Below are 12186 nucleotides of genomic sequence, written 5' to 3'. Positions count from 1 at the left end.
TGCGGTACCTGCCGCGTAGCGGCCCCAGCGGGCTGTGCGCGCCGTATGGAGCTTCGGCAGGTGTTCCTTGCTGCCTCGGATAAAGAAGTCACCGCGGAGGGCTAGGCCCACGGCGGTGGGAGCAAGGCGCGGCCCCGCACTTCGACGGCGGCCTCGACGGATAGGCTTGGGTCATGGGCATGATCCGCAGGCTGCTGGGCGTGACGACCGACGACATCGAACGGCTGCGTAGGCAGCGTCTCGCCGAGCACGCAGGCCGCGTCTCGGCGTTCCTCGCAGCCGGCGAAACCCTCGTCGGCACCGCCCAGGCCCACCTGATCGGCGCCCCCACCCCCCCGGACCGGCTCATCCCCCGCCTGCCGCCGCCCGCATCCGCGCCGGTCGAGCAAGCCAGGGCATCGGGCCTCGCCCGCACCGCGGGTTGGGCGTACGTGGCCGCGCACCCGTTCCAGGCAGCCGGAGAGGTCCTCGGGGACGCACTCTCCGACGCCCTGTGGTACGTGCCCGACAAGGTCATCGGTCACCTGGCCGTAGACCGGCGCGCCGACTGGTCGACCACCGCCGCGCGGCTGGTCCTGCTGACCCTCGCGGTGGAGCAACTGGACGGCTACAGCGGCAATTTCGTGGTAGCGGCGACAGACCGCAGGCTCCTGGTCCTCGGCCATGCCTACAAGGGCAGTGATCCGCTGTATCCGCTGCTCCAGTACGCCCCCGGTGAGATCGCGTCCGTGGAGATCGTCCCCACCGCGAAAAGCGCAAAGGGTATGGCGGAGCCGCACGTCGAACTGGTCTTCCACGATGGATCGTCAGTCACCGCGGCCCCGGACGCCATCGCGGGCACGCGTTTCGCCGAGTTGCTGTCGCGTCCGACGAACTGAGCGGGGGGGCGGGAGCTGCCCCCGTGGACGAGGGGCTCAATCCTGACGGGTCGAACCGGAACACCGACTACCAGTGGTTCGGCGACGAGAAGTGGTCCCAGGAGGGCAACACCTGTGTGCCGTCGAGCACCGTGACCGCCCGCGCCATGGTCGATCCCCTCTACGCACTGCAGTTGACCGGCGGACCGTCCGGTCAGGAGAACGAGCCCGACGCCTTCCGCCACCGTCTCCACGACGAACAGCTGCGCCTGCACGAGGAGGGCGACGGCGACTACCTGCACTGGTGGTCGGACGTCCCGGACGGCATGGACGGCGACGGGCAGAACGAGATCGCCGACGACGAGGTCAGCCCGCACACCGGCAGCAAGTACGAGTACCAGCAGGTCCGCGGCGCGGACGAGCGCCGTGACGTACTGCCGGACATCGAGAAGTCCGTCGCAGAGGGCAAACCCGTCCCCTTCGAAGTGGAGGGGCACGAGAAGAACGGCGACCGGGTCGGACACCAGATGATGGTGATCGGCCAGGAGGGCGACATGCTGCAGATCTACAACCCGTGGGGCCAGACGACCTGGGTCAGCGAGGACGACTTCGTCAACGGCCACATGGAAAAGGCCTCCGACTCCCGCATGCCCGACGCGTACGCCGTCCACCTGCCCGCCGACCGATAGCCGACCGACAAGTGAGCGTCATGACCAGCGCCCTGCGCCGACTCGCCCTCCCCGCCCTGCTGATGACCGTGCTCACGGGCTGCGGCAGCACCGGCCCGGACACCTACGAGCTGGGTGAGAAGCACATAGAGGTGGATGCGGGGGAGGAGTTCCGGCTGTCGGTTCCGGTCGACACCGCGATGGGGGAGTGGTGGTACCTGACATCGCCGGAGCCGAACCGTGACGTCGTCCGGAGGACGGACAAGCGGGAGGACATCGAGGCCGACGACGAGGCCGTCGGCAGCGGGAGCGGAACGGACCTGTTCGGTTTCAAGGCCGTCGGCCCGGGCACGACGGAGATCCGGCTCATCCAGTGCCCGCGCGGTGCCTGCGCAGGCGGCGGTGGCGCAGGCGGTCCCGTCACCCCGTCCCCGGTCCCGAGTGGCAGCCCCACGCCCCAAAAGAAGTACCGGGCCACCATCGTCGTGACGACATGCCGGACATGGTGTACGCCGACTTCGGCAAGCCGATAGGTGCGCAGGCGCCCTCCGGTCCGGTCGCAGAGGCGTCGAAGGAGTAATTCCGGTTACGGAGTCGACGGCCCGGCGGACAGTTGCCCGTCGGGCCGAATTTTCTCGGGGCCCCTTGCCGGGGGGGGCTCAGGGCCCGCAAGTCCCCGACTCGGCGGCGCACTGCCAGTCCGAGAAGCCGTCCTCGGGGTGGCGGACGGCATGGTCGAAGTCGAGGAAGCTGCGGACGACGACGAAGGTGAGCACGACGGCTACCAGTCCTACGAGGACAAGGACGATCCGCAACGCCGACCTCATTCCCCGGCGGTGGCCAGGGCCCTCCTCGGCCGCCCGCTCCCGGTCCCCGACCTGCTCCCGGGCCCGGCGACTGCCGCTGTTGGGCGCGTGTTGCCCGGTCATGCGCAGGACGTCATCTCGTCGGAAGTGCCACGGACGTTGAAGTCCTGTGCCAGGCCCACCGTGTTGAGGTGTGCGATGTCGGCCTGTTCCATCTCCTGCCCGCCTCCTCCGACGTCGGAGCGGTGCTCGCTGGGGATGCCCCAGTCGTAACGCTTCTGGACCTCGACGCGGTAGGTGACCTCGCCGTTGTGGACGTAGCCCGTGACCCGGTACTGGAAGTGGTTCAGCGCGTAGTACCAGTCCGAACTGCTGTGGCCGTCCTTGGGGTTGGGCGCGGTGCTCTGCCACTCCGTGGTGAAGGGGCCGTCCGGGCGGCCGTGGACGTCGGTCCGCATGGTCTTGTCCAGGTCCTTCTGGAAGGCGGGGACCTGGTCCAACAGGGTCTGCGGGTCGACCTCGACGTCCGTGCCGCTGGCGTCCAGGTAGTGCTGGATCAGGCCGGCGGCGTTCGGGTAGTCGTAGTAGGGGCTGGCGAAGGCCGCGCCGACGTTGTTGAGCTTGTTGCGGATCTCGTGGTCCCTGGGGTCCGGTTCCGCGATGTTGAACCTGCGGTTCTCGCTCTCGAAGTTGTGGATCGTGCCGAAGGCGATGCGCAGCCGCCGTGCCAGCCACTCGTCGTCCTCGGTCGCCTGGTCGAGAACCGTCCTGAGCTGCTTCTGGAGGTCGTCGGCGATGTGCTGGTGCTCTTCGTAGTTCTTGTGCACGTCCGGGTCGTCGGGGTCGTCGACGACGCACATCTCGATCTGGCCGTCGGCGCTGATCGTCATGCCGTTCTCCAGCGCCTGCCGCTGGATGTCCTGGGCCTTGAGCTGGTGCTCCCGCAGGCCCTTGGCCCCGCCGGTGCCCTTGGCGCCGTCGGCCTCCGTGTCGACGTAGTCGCGCAGCGCCCTGACCTCCTTGTCCAGGGCGTCGATGTCCGTCTGGACGAGGTCGCAGTACGCCTGTGCGCGCTCGCCCGCCTTGCCCTGCCAGTGGTCCTGGTGCAGCTGCTTGACGACGCCGTCGTGGAACTCCGTACGGGCGTCCTTGATCTTGCGGTGGATGGCGTTCCAGCTGTCGCTGAAGGTCTCCAGCGCGTTCACGTCGAGCTCCATGAGCTGGTGGAAGGTGACCACGATGCTGCGTCCTCCGGCTCAGCGGAACGGGTTCGGGGCGTGCGGGTCGGCGAACTGCGAGGCGGTTGCGACCTCGTTGCGGTCGTACGCGTCCGCGCTGTCCCGGAAGTTCTGCGCGGCCGTGTCCAGGCGGCCCGTGACGAGGGTGAGCAGGAGCTCCCAGCGGTTCTGCATCTCGCCGATGCTGTCGACGAACGACCAGCCGGGCGCCCCCTTCGCCAGATCGCGGAAGGAGTCCTCGGCCGGACCGCCGGTCTTGCGGAGCAACTCGGAAGTGGTGTCGCAGTCGTTGGCCCTGGCCCGCAGGAACGACGAGCTGACACCTACGTCCGGGTCACCGCCCCAGACCGGCGGCGCGGGCGACGGCGGCGTGGGCGCGGGGCCCGGCGACGGCGAGGGTGTCGGCTCGGGTTGCGCGGTGGTGGTCACCGTGGGCGCAGCGGTGGTGGCTGGTGCCGAGACCTGGGCATACGCCAGTCTTGGATCGACTGCTTGGCTCATCGCCGTCTCCTTCAGAACCGGTCGCCCGGCTCTCTCCCCGTACAGAAGGAACGTTCTTGATCAGCGTAGGGCAGCGGCCAGTTGATGTGCCACCGTCATCCCCCTGCGCCCACCCCTGCCGGGCCCTCCGTCACGTGAAGAACACCACCAACAGACTGACCACGAGGCCGAGTACGCCCACTCCGACCGTCACCAGTGTGGTGCGGAACAGGCCCTGGCTCTCCCTCTCGCCGTAGGGGAAGCCGGTGACGGCGCAGAAGAGGCCGACGGCCAGGGCGATCAGGGCGCCGAACCACCATGCGCAGCCGAGGGCGATGGCGTGGGCCCAGCCCTGGTCCTGCATATAGGAGACGTCACTGATCCTGCGGGCCTCGATGACATGGCCGCGCTGGTACAGGGCGTCGCTCTTGAGCTCGGCGTTGAGGTCCTTGACCTTGCCGTCGTCGGAGGTGAAGGTGCCGTAGCACCACCTGCTCTTGGTCTTCTTCCGCGAACTCGAACTGCTCGACGAGCTCCGGTACTTGTAGTCGACGGTGCAGGTCTGGACCGTGAGTTCGCCCGGTGTGGACGTGGCGTACTTGTAGGGGCCGAGGTAGGAGCCGAGGGCCAGAAGGACGAGGCTTGCCAGGATCAGGCCTGCGCCGATGAGGCGGCCGCGGCCCGCCCGGTCTCCCGTTGCGGCGGCGTTCGTCGCGGCGTTCCCGTGTACTTGTGTCATGGGGGTTCCTCAGGAGGGGTACGGGCGGGCGTTACAGGGCGAGTGCGCAGACGAGTGCCGCCAGGGCGCCCAGGGCGAACGCGCCGCCCAGGACGGGCCCGGTGACGTGTGAGGCCGGCAGGCGCCGCCAGGACTCCGAGAGGGCGGGGCCGTTGCGGGCGCCGAAACCGGTGAGGAGGCAGAAAATGCCGAAAGCCACCAGGGAGAGGCAGAACGCGAGAATTGCGGCGTCCTTTCCCGGCGCCCGGTCCTCGGGCAGTTCGAAGGTTTCGTCCGCCTGTACGACGGGGATTTTCGCGCCGGTCTCGAAACGCGAGGACGTGTTCACCACGACGTCCTGGTAACTCGCCTTGCCGTCCTGCGCGGTCCAGTTTCCCGTGCAGCTGAACTCGAGCTGAGTCGTACGCCTGTGCGTGCCGTAGTGGGTCCTGGTGTGTGTTTCGCATGAAGAAACCGTGAGGGTTCCCTCGGTGCCGTCCCCTGCGAGTTCGCTGCGCAGTTCCGGAATGGTCACCGCGGCGACGACCACGGCCACGAGGAGCAGCCCCGCACCGACGAGTCTTCCCACCCAAAGGCTGCCTGTACTGCCGTAACGCGCCTGTGTTGTCACCACTGTTGGTCGTCCCCCTGGGAAACTTTGCGATCTTGACCGACGGTTTGCCGGGCCGTGCGCGAGGAGTCTAAGGTATCCGCCTGTCGTCCTATATGAATGCGCCAAGCGGTACGGGGGAGAGTTATGGCGTTCGACGCCTTTGATGTGGACACCGATGTACTCCGCAAGCAGGGAGTGAACTTCGCCGAACTCGGAGGCGATTTCACAAAGGCCTCCAAGCGGCTCCAGGACGCCCTTGAAGGACTGGGGGAACCGTGGGCGGACGCGGATTTCGGGGAGATCTTCGGGCAGGTCTACGCGCCGGTTCGTGACGGAATCTTCACATCGATGGACAGCCTGGGGAAGCGGCTGGAGAAGATCGGGCACAACCTGCAGGACATGGCACGTAACTACGACGAATCGGAAACGTCGAACCATGTTCTGATGGACGGGATCTCGGGCCGACTCTAATTGAATTCGGGGATATTGGCATGTCGCTCACACTGCCCAGCGAGCTTGTCTGGGTGCTCGATCTCCTCGGCTACAGCTGGCCCGAGGCCGACGAACAAGCACTGCACGATGTCGCCGAGGCCTGGCGGGCCTTCGGCAAGGACCTCGAAACGATCCAGACGGACGGCGACGGGTTCGCCCGCACCATCCTGGCGAGCAATGCCGGTACCGCCGTCGACGAATTCACCAAGGGCTGGGGCGCCTATACCGGCGCGGGCGGCCAGGACAGCTACATCCCCGACGCGAGGACCGCATGCGAGGTGATCGCCCTCGCCTTCGACGGGGCCGCGATCGCCGTCCTCACGGCGAAGCTGGCCGTGATCGCGCAACTCATCGCCCTGGCCGTGGAGATCATCGCGGCGCAGGCGGCGGCCCCCTTCACCTTCGGGCTGTCCGAGGTCGGCGCACTGGGTGCGACGCAGGCCGCGCGGGTGATCGTCCGTGAGCTGCTCAACAAGCTCAGGACGGAGGTCATGCAGGCGATCACCAAGGCCATGGAGCACGCCACCATGGACGCCCTCAAGAAGATCGCCAAGGAGCAGCTCGAGAAGATCACCAAGGAGAAGGTCAAGCAGTTCGCCAAGGACAAGATCAAGGAAGAGGCGAAGCAGTTCGTCCAGGAGAAGGTGGTGGACGCGGCCAAGGAGAAGGCCAGGGAAGCCGCCGTCGGAATGGCGCAGAACATCGCCCAGCAGAGCATCGAGACCCACTTCGACGAGCGGTCCGGAATCAACCTCGAAGAGACCACGGACGTCGCCGAGAAGGCGGGCGGCGAATACCTGGACGGCCTCAAGAACGAGGTCAAGGGCGGCGAGGGATCGACCCTCGCGGGCTACACGGACGTGCAGGGACACGTGGACAACGCCGTGGACCAGGCGACCGAGAAGGCCACCGGGGCGGTCGGGACCCGCGTACAGCACGGTGTCGACACGCTGTCCGGACACGGGGGCGGCAGTGGGGAGTCGTCCGAGGAGTCTGCGGACAACTCCTCCGGGACAGGCGCGAGTTCGGCCGCCCGCAACAGGACCCCGGTCTCCGCGGGTACGGCGCGCTCGGGCTCCTCGCACGGCTCGGGAGGCGCGCAGGACTGGGCCCGAAGCGAGTTCGGGTGACGCGCGACGCGTCCCCACCGCCTGGCCACCGACGGAAATGCCAGTCACGACAAGCACCAGCACGACAGGAAGGACGGCCGGACCCATGACCGCGGACCGGGAGATCCAGGACGAGGAACTCATGGGGATCGCCCAGGACCCCGAACAGGCCCTGCGGCTGCGCCGTTCCCTGCGCACCATCGCCGGCGCGAGCTCGCTCGACCCGGCCCTGCGCGAGATGGCGACTGAGGTGCTGAGCGGCCGCGTCGACGTCAAGGACGCCTTCCAGGACCCCCGTTACACCGAGGCCGTCTACCAGCGGCTCCACGAGATGCGCCGGGCGGCCGACGACCAGACGTATGCCGAACGCCGGCAGACCGAGGGCCAGTTCGCGGAATGGGACGCACGGCAGCAGGCCGAACTCGACCGCGAACGCGCCGAGCGGGACGCGCCCGTGCACGGTTCCGTCAGCGGGGGAAAGCGGGCAGGTCAACGCTGAGCCGCGGGCGGGGACGGCGTGCCGTGCGCGCTAGCGGTGCACGGCACGCCAGGTCCGATGGCGGCGACGACAGCGCATCGCCGGAGGTCAGTGCGGGAATCCGCGCGTGCGCTCCCGGTGCCCCTTGCGGTCCGGAACACCCAGGTAGCCGGCCTCACGCTCGGTCTCGCCGAGCCACAACTGGGGGACCTGCCGCTGGATCGCGGCGGCCAGCGGCTCCCGGGAACTCGCCGGGACGGGGAGGCGGTAACGCAGCCGAGGGAGAGTCGGATGCATCGGCTCCTCCTCGCGGACCAGGGGCCACAGCACCGGGTCGTCGCGGTCGACGGGAGCGTTGGGGCACAGCTCGATCGAGTACACCTTCACCCCGCGCCTGCCCGTCCTGCTCCAGTGGAGACCGACTCCGGCGAGGCTCTGCCAGGGGATGACGTTCTGTGCCCTGCCGTTGTTCACCCACAGCCCCTGATGGTCGACGCTCACGCTGGAGTGCCGGCCCGACCAGGCGGTGACCAGGTTGGCGACGCCGATGACGCCCAGGAACAGCCCCATCGCGATCCCCGCGATTCCCTTGGGGTTCGGCGCACCGTCCCCGAGGCCGGCGGTCATCACCACGCCGCCGAACAGAACGAGGGCACTGATCGCCGTGAGCACCATGCCGAGGGGCACCATGCGCCGGGCGGAACGCCGGCCGGTGGGCACGACGGTGGCGGTGGGGGAAGGGGAGGAGGGACTCATGCGGGACGGCGCCTGCTGCCGACGAGGTACGCGACGCCCCAGGCGGCGCCTGCGGCGAGTACGAGGCTGAGCAGGGAGAACCAGTCGACTCCACCGGTGGCATCGCTGTGCCACCAGGCCTTGGCCGGGAGGAACGGGTTGTACTCCAGCATGTCCTTGAGTGCCATGAACGACTGTTCCTTGGCGATGATGAGCGGGAGGGCGTTGGCGTCGCCGAAGAAGGCGCCGAGCGCGGCGATGACGGCTCCGCCGATCCGGGCACCGTTGCTGCCGCGCCCCACCTTGCCGACCAGTGCGCCGACAATCGCGCCGTTGAGAAGTGCATGGCCCAAGGACAGGGCGTTGGCCACGGTGGCGGACGTGATGTCCTTGTAGGTCGCCAGGATGAGGCCGGTGTAGAGCGCCGACACGACGAAGGAGACCAACAACCTGAGGAACACCGCGCCGACGGCATGACCGCCCGCATGGGGCCGCTGCCCGAAGGGCGGCGCCTGGAACGGCGGTGTCGGCTGCATCGGGTACATCGGCTGCCCGGGCGGCTGCCCCACGGGCTGCGGTCCCGCGTACATCGGGTGCTGCCCGGGAGGCGCGGGCGGCCCGAACCCCGGCTGCTGCGGGGGGAGGGGCTGGGCGTAGGGGTTCGGATGGTTCTGCGGTGGCTGTGGTGGCTGTGGCGGTGGCTGGAACGGCGGCTGGCTCATGGTTCCCCGTGGACTCAATGGAGGTGACTGGCGGAAGCAGCAAGCTATCAGTGAGATCAGGAGGGGGACGGTGGAGCAGGAGCGGGCTGCGTGAAGGATGTTGTCTGTTCGGGGAGCCTCGATACGGCTGTCAGACGGAGGGCGTGCGGCCGCCGGGCTGTCCGGTGATGAGCAGAGCCTTCGCCCCGCGCTCGGTTGCGACGAGGAGGATGCCCTCGGGGGAGAGGTCGGCCGCGGTGACGGGTGCGTCGGAGACCAGCGTGGCCACGATGTCCTCCGTCGCCCGGTCCCGGACCCGGACGTAGTCGGCGCCGCGGCTCAGCACCAGCGGAGCGGCGGCCCGCGCCTCCTCGGACAGGGGCAGGACCTGTGCGGGGTCGATCTCGCCCGGACCGTCCGGTTCCACGAGGCTGTGGATGAGCGTGCCCGTCGGGACGGCGAGCACGGCGACGGGAACGGCCGGCCCTTCCGGACGGGGCAGACGGCCGACGCTCACCGCGCTGACGCCGGGCACGGGCAGGCTCCACAGGGTGCGCCAGGGCAGCTCGAGGCCGAGCCGGCCGTGGACGGCTTCGGCGTACTCGGGCAGGCCGTCCTCGACGAATGCCGTCTCCAGCAGCGCGGCACGCAGCACCGCGGGGGCCTGCGTGCGGGTCAGCAGGGGCGCCGTACGCAGGTATGTACGGGCCGGTGCGCCGAGTTCCCCGGTCGGTACGGCAGCGACGGCGGCGCGCAGCGTCAACGGATCGGCGTGCACGAACAACCCTGGATCCGTGAGGAGTTGGGGCAGCAGGCCCGCCTCCAGGGTGTGGCCCGCGATGTGGTCCCGTACATACGGGTCGGCCCTGCTCCAGTCCTGGTCCGGCACCGCCTCCAGCAGCGTCATCGCGATCTGCGTCTGGGCGGCGCGGACGCTCGGCAGGCCGGCGCGGAGCTCCTCGCCGATGGCCGGGTGCAGCAGCCGTAGCAGCGTCCGCGCGCCGCCGTCCCCGTCCCGCGGGACCGACTCGACGAACGGGCCGGCCAGTGCACCGCTGTCCGCGAGGACGCCGCTCATGTCCTGGCCCGCAAGCGCGTTGACCAGCCGTGTCCACAGGTCGACGGGCAGACCGTCGCCCTCCGCGAGGGCCAGCGGCGCCAGGAGCCGGCGCAGGGTCTGCGGGTCCGCTCCCAGGCGGCGGGCGTGCAGGTCGAGTGCCTGGCCGACAGACGAGGGCAAGAGCGTTTCGGCGTACGGGTCGACAGGACCCGGACTCGTCAGGAGGCTCCGGACGGCGAGCTGCACGGTGAGGGGGCTCGTTCCGGCCCGGCGTCCGATCGCCTCGGCCAGGGTCCGCCTCGCCGTGGCATCCGAGGCGAAGGGCGGCTCCGGGGCGCCGGACTCCGGTCTGAGCAGCGCGTACGCCTGCAGCACCAGACCGCGTGGGTCGGCCCACTGCGGGTCGTCGAGATCGATGATCTGCACCGTGCCGGGCGGGAGTTCACCGGCGAGTTCGGTGGCGAGCTCGCGCGGTACGTCCGCGAGCAGCCGCACGTTCGCGGTGTCGGCGAGCGGCCTCAGCACCTCCCGTACGACGCGGGCCGGCTCGCCCGCCGTACGCACCGGACCCGCCCGGTCGACATCGGGCACGACGACGGTCTCGGTCCGGCCGAGGTCGCCGAGCGCGGCGTAGACCTCTTCGAGGCGGCCGGCCCGGAGGCCGTAGTGGTCCGCGATGAGCCAGCCGAGCTGCGCCGAGGTCAGCCCCGCCGCGCTCGGCACCGCCGGGGCGGGGAGCTCGGGCGGAACGGTCGACGGGTCCATGCCCGCCAGCGGCAGCCGCCCGCGGAACTCGGGTTCGCACAGCATCAGGAAGCCGGTCAGCAGGTGCGAACGCCCGCTGCCCGGGCTGCCGGTGAGGACGATCACCCGGGGTGCACCTGGCCGGCCCGACCGCCAGACGGCGAGCGCACGCAGCACGGCGGTGCGTCCGCCCAGGTAGGGATGGGGTGCGTAACCGTTGGTCGGGGCGGTCATCGGTGGGGGACCTCGCGGGTGCCGGAGTGGTGGACGAAGGCTAGGAGTTGCGACCGAGGTTCTGCCGGTACAGTGCGATCGCCTGCTCGGTCGGGAAGTTGGGGACGGTCACGCTCTCGCCGGTCTCCTTCGACACCACGATCTTGGCTCCGCCGGGCGGGGCGGGCCGGGGCCGGCCGGCCGCGTCGGTGGTGGGCGGGAAGACCGCGTACACCAGGTAGCCGATGTCGAACTCGTCGACCCGGAGCTCGGCGGGGGTGCCGTCGGGCAGCGTGGGCTGCGCGTAGCGGGCGCGGACGATGTCGAGGGCCTCGTCCGGGGTGGTGGGCGGGGTCTGTGGCGCCGGGGACGGGGTGTCCGAGGTCATGGGCTTCCTTCGTCTGGCCCCTGGGGGCGGGGCGGCTGCGGTCAGGTCGGGAAGTCGCCGACCCGGCCGCGTTCCAGCAGGTACTTGGGGATGTAGCCGGACTCCACGTCGATGGGGACCCCCGCGTCGTAGGCGAGGCAGGCCATGGCCAGTGGTCCCAGTGCGACGAGACCGCTGACCTGGGCGGCTGTGGACTCGTCCGCGGTCCAGTACTCCTTGTGCCACTCCAGGGCCTTGACCAGTTCGACGCCGAAGCGCTCGCTGTCGCCCCTGACCAGGCGGTAGAACAGGTTGAGCGGGGGATACAGGATGCGCAGCATCAGGCTGCGGTCGGCGACCTGGAGGGCCTCCGGATCCGTGCCGTTGATCGCGGCCACCAGCTTGTCGCCGAGGCCGGGGCCCTGTTTCCAGTACGTCTGAAGCGTGTCGACCCAGTCGTAGATGTACTCGTCGAACACCGCTCCGGAATCGCGCAGCAGCGAGAGGGGGACGTTGCTCAGCTCTGTGAGCCGATCGCGTTCGCGGCAGACGAGCGCCAGGTAGAAGGCGGTGAGCCAGTTGCCCGCGTTGGCGTGCGGCTGTGGGCCCGTGGAGCGGATCGTGCGCGGCTTGCCCGAGATCAGGCACTCCACGGTGGGTTCCGGTGAGGTGGCGGACCGGAACAGGGCGGAGCCGATCTGCATCGCCGCGACCCAGGCTTCCCAGGTCTCGATCCGGGCGGCGCGGGGATCAAGGGCGCAATGACTCTTGGCGTTCGACAGAGCCCTGTTCAGACCGGTGTTGAAAGTGCTGGGCATGGTTTCCAGCTTCCGGACCCGCGCCTCGGTGTCGTCGGCGAGTGATTGGACGCTGGACAGGCGGTCGGCAGGCACTTCGTGACGCGTCA

Annotated in this window: 16 protein-coding genes; 6 read left to right on the top strand and 10 right to left on the bottom strand. The window is 69.5% G+C overall.

The window, feature by feature from the left end; genetic code table 11:
• The first annotated feature begins 173 nt into the window (after positions 1–173).
• From ACIBW9_RS30155 to ACIBW9_RS30145, 3 genes are read left to right on the top strand one after another with little or no spacing between them, the layout of a single operon-like run.
• A complete protein-coding gene (locus tag ACIBW9_RS30155; RefSeq protein ID WP_398960200.1) occupies positions 174–878 on the top strand; it encodes a hypothetical protein in 705 nt (234 codons plus the stop codon).
• 23 nt (positions 879–901) lie between these two features.
• Positions 902–1546, top strand: a complete 645-nt coding sequence (locus ACIBW9_RS30150) for a hypothetical protein (RefSeq protein ID WP_398960199.1) — start codon at positions 902–904, stop codon at positions 1544–1546.
• A 20-nt stretch (positions 1547–1566) separates the two neighbouring features.
• Positions 1567–2058 carry a protease inhibitor I42 family protein gene (locus ACIBW9_RS30145; RefSeq protein WP_398960198.1) on the top strand — a complete coding sequence of 164 codons (492 nt, stop codon included), beginning with the start codon at positions 1567–1569 and terminating at the stop codon, positions 2056–2058.
• Between the two features lie 126 nt (positions 2059–2184).
• On the opposite strand, the gene ACIBW9_RS30140 is transcribed toward ACIBW9_RS30145, so the two are convergent.
• From ACIBW9_RS30140 to ACIBW9_RS30120, 5 genes are all read right to left on the bottom strand, one after another.
• Positions 2185–2454, bottom strand: a complete 270-nt coding sequence (locus ACIBW9_RS30140; RefSeq protein ID WP_398960197.1) for a hypothetical protein — start codon at positions 2452–2454, stop codon at positions 2185–2187.
• The gene (locus ACIBW9_RS30135; RefSeq protein ID WP_398960196.1) at positions 2451–3569 is read right to left on the bottom strand and encodes a hypothetical protein; all 1119 of its coding nucleotides are present in this window, start codon (positions 3567–3569) and stop codon (positions 2451–2453) included. Before ACIBW9_RS30135 ends, ACIBW9_RS30140 begins: the two co-directional genes overlap by 4 nt.
• 18 nt (positions 3570–3587) lie before the next feature.
• Positions 3588–4070: a hypothetical protein gene (locus ACIBW9_RS30130; protein WP_398960195.1), complete on the bottom strand. Its 483-nt coding sequence runs from the start codon at positions 4068–4070 to the stop codon at positions 3588–3590.
• Positions 4071–4200: 130 nt separating this feature from the next.
• Positions 4201–4788: a hypothetical protein gene (locus ACIBW9_RS30125; protein WP_398960194.1), complete on the bottom strand. Its 588-nt coding sequence runs from the start codon at positions 4786–4788 to the stop codon at positions 4201–4203.
• Positions 4789–4819: 31 nt separating this feature from the next.
• Positions 4820–5356, bottom strand: a complete 537-nt coding sequence (locus ACIBW9_RS30120; protein WP_398960193.1) for a hypothetical protein — start codon at positions 5354–5356, stop codon at positions 4820–4822.
• A gap of 168 nt (positions 5357–5524) precedes the next feature.
• Between ACIBW9_RS30120 and ACIBW9_RS30115 the strand changes: the two genes are divergently transcribed.
• The 3 genes from ACIBW9_RS30115 (at position 5525) to ACIBW9_RS30105 (ending at position 7480) form a co-directional block, all read left to right on the top strand.
• Positions 5525–5851, top strand: a complete 327-nt coding sequence (locus ACIBW9_RS30115; protein WP_398960192.1) for a hypothetical protein — start codon at positions 5525–5527, stop codon at positions 5849–5851.
• A 20-nt stretch (positions 5852–5871) separates the two neighbouring features.
• Entirely contained in the window at positions 5872–7002 is a 1131-nt protein-coding gene (locus tag ACIBW9_RS30110) for a PE-PGRS family protein (protein WP_398960191.1), read from the top strand.
• Positions 7003–7087: 85 nt separating this feature from the next.
• Positions 7088–7480, top strand: a complete 393-nt coding sequence (locus ACIBW9_RS30105) for a hypothetical protein (protein ID WP_398960190.1) — start codon at positions 7088–7090, stop codon at positions 7478–7480.
• An 87-nt stretch (positions 7481–7567) separates the two neighbouring features.
• Here ACIBW9_RS30105 and ACIBW9_RS30100 read toward each other — a convergent pair whose 3' ends face one another.
• The 5 genes from ACIBW9_RS30100 to ACIBW9_RS30080 form a co-directional block, all read right to left on the bottom strand.
• Positions 7568–8215 (bottom strand): hypothetical protein, encoded by a 648-nt coding sequence (locus ACIBW9_RS30100; protein ID WP_398960189.1) that lies wholly within the window; start codon positions 8213–8215, stop codon positions 7568–7570.
• Complete coding sequence (locus ACIBW9_RS30095) at positions 8212–8916, bottom strand: hypothetical protein (protein ID WP_398960188.1); 705 nt, start codon at positions 8914–8916, stop codon at positions 8212–8214. Before ACIBW9_RS30095 ends, ACIBW9_RS30100 begins: the two co-directional genes overlap by 4 nt.
• 130 nt (positions 8917–9046) lie before the next feature.
• The gene (locus tag ACIBW9_RS30090; protein WP_398960187.1) at positions 9047–10933 is read right to left on the bottom strand and encodes an ATP-binding protein; all 1887 of its coding nucleotides are present in this window, start codon (positions 10931–10933) and stop codon (positions 9047–9049) included.
• A gap of 40 nt (positions 10934–10973) precedes the next feature.
• Positions 10974–11300, bottom strand: a complete 327-nt coding sequence (locus tag ACIBW9_RS30085) for a hypothetical protein (RefSeq protein WP_398960186.1) — start codon at positions 11298–11300, stop codon at positions 10974–10976.
• Between the two features lie 41 nt (positions 11301–11341).
• Positions 11342–12097 carry an immunity 49 family protein gene (locus ACIBW9_RS30080; RefSeq protein WP_398960185.1) on the bottom strand — a complete coding sequence of 252 codons (756 nt, stop codon included), beginning with the start codon at positions 12095–12097 and terminating at the stop codon, positions 11342–11344.
• Between the last annotated feature and the right edge of the window lie 89 nt (positions 12098–12186).

Origin of the sequence: Streptomyces sp. NPDC049541 (genome assembly GCF_044465725.1) — a bacterium.
In the GTDB taxonomy this organism is placed as follows: domain Bacteria; phylum Actinomycetota; class Actinomycetes; order Streptomycetales; family Streptomycetaceae; genus Streptomyces.
The sequence above is the reverse complement of the archived record's forward strand: the minus strand, read 5'-3'. Positions and strand labels throughout refer to the sequence as shown.

Excerpts from the sequence above, each read along its gene's own strand:
- ACIBW9_RS30145 (WP_398960198.1), top strand. The coding sequence starts at position 1,567 with ATGACCAGCGCCCTGCGCCGACTCGCCCTCCCCGCCCTGCTGATGACC.
- ACIBW9_RS30100 (WP_398960189.1), bottom strand. The coding sequence starts at position 8,215 with ATGAGTCCCTCCTCCCCTTCCCCCACCGCCACCGTCGTGCCCACCGGC.
- ACIBW9_RS30140 (WP_398960197.1), bottom strand. The coding sequence starts at position 2,454 with ATGACCGGGCAACACGCGCCCAACAGCGGCAGTCGCCGGGCCCGGGAG.
- ACIBW9_RS30110 (WP_398960191.1), top strand. The coding sequence starts at position 5,872 with ATGTCGCTCACACTGCCCAGCGAGCTTGTCTGGGTGCTCGATCTCCTC.
- ACIBW9_RS30155 (WP_398960200.1), top strand. The coding sequence starts at position 174 with ATGGGCATGATCCGCAGGCTGCTGGGCGTGACGACCGACGACATCGAA.
- ACIBW9_RS30130 (WP_398960195.1), bottom strand. The coding sequence starts at position 4,070 with ATGAGCCAAGCAGTCGATCCAAGACTGGCGTATGCCCAGGTCTCGGCA.
- ACIBW9_RS30105 (WP_398960190.1), top strand. The coding sequence starts at position 7,088 with ATGACCGCGGACCGGGAGATCCAGGACGAGGAACTCATGGGGATCGCC.
- ACIBW9_RS30125 (WP_398960194.1), bottom strand. The coding sequence starts at position 4,788 with ATGACACAAGTACACGGGAACGCCGCGACGAACGCCGCCGCAACGGGA.
- ACIBW9_RS30085 (WP_398960186.1), bottom strand. The coding sequence starts at position 11,300 with ATGACCTCGGACACCCCGTCCCCGGCGCCACAGACCCCGCCCACCACC.
- ACIBW9_RS30095 (WP_398960188.1), bottom strand. The coding sequence starts at position 8,916 with ATGAGCCAGCCGCCGTTCCAGCCACCGCCACAGCCACCACAGCCACCG.
- ACIBW9_RS30080 (WP_398960185.1), bottom strand. The coding sequence starts at position 12,097 with ATGCCCAGCACTTTCAACACCGGTCTGAACAGGGCTCTGTCGAACGCC.
- ACIBW9_RS30090 (WP_398960187.1), bottom strand. The coding sequence starts at position 10,933 with ATGACCGCCCCGACCAACGGTTACGCACCCCATCCCTACCTGGGCGGA.
- ACIBW9_RS30115 (WP_398960192.1), top strand. The coding sequence starts at position 5,525 with ATGGCGTTCGACGCCTTTGATGTGGACACCGATGTACTCCGCAAGCAG.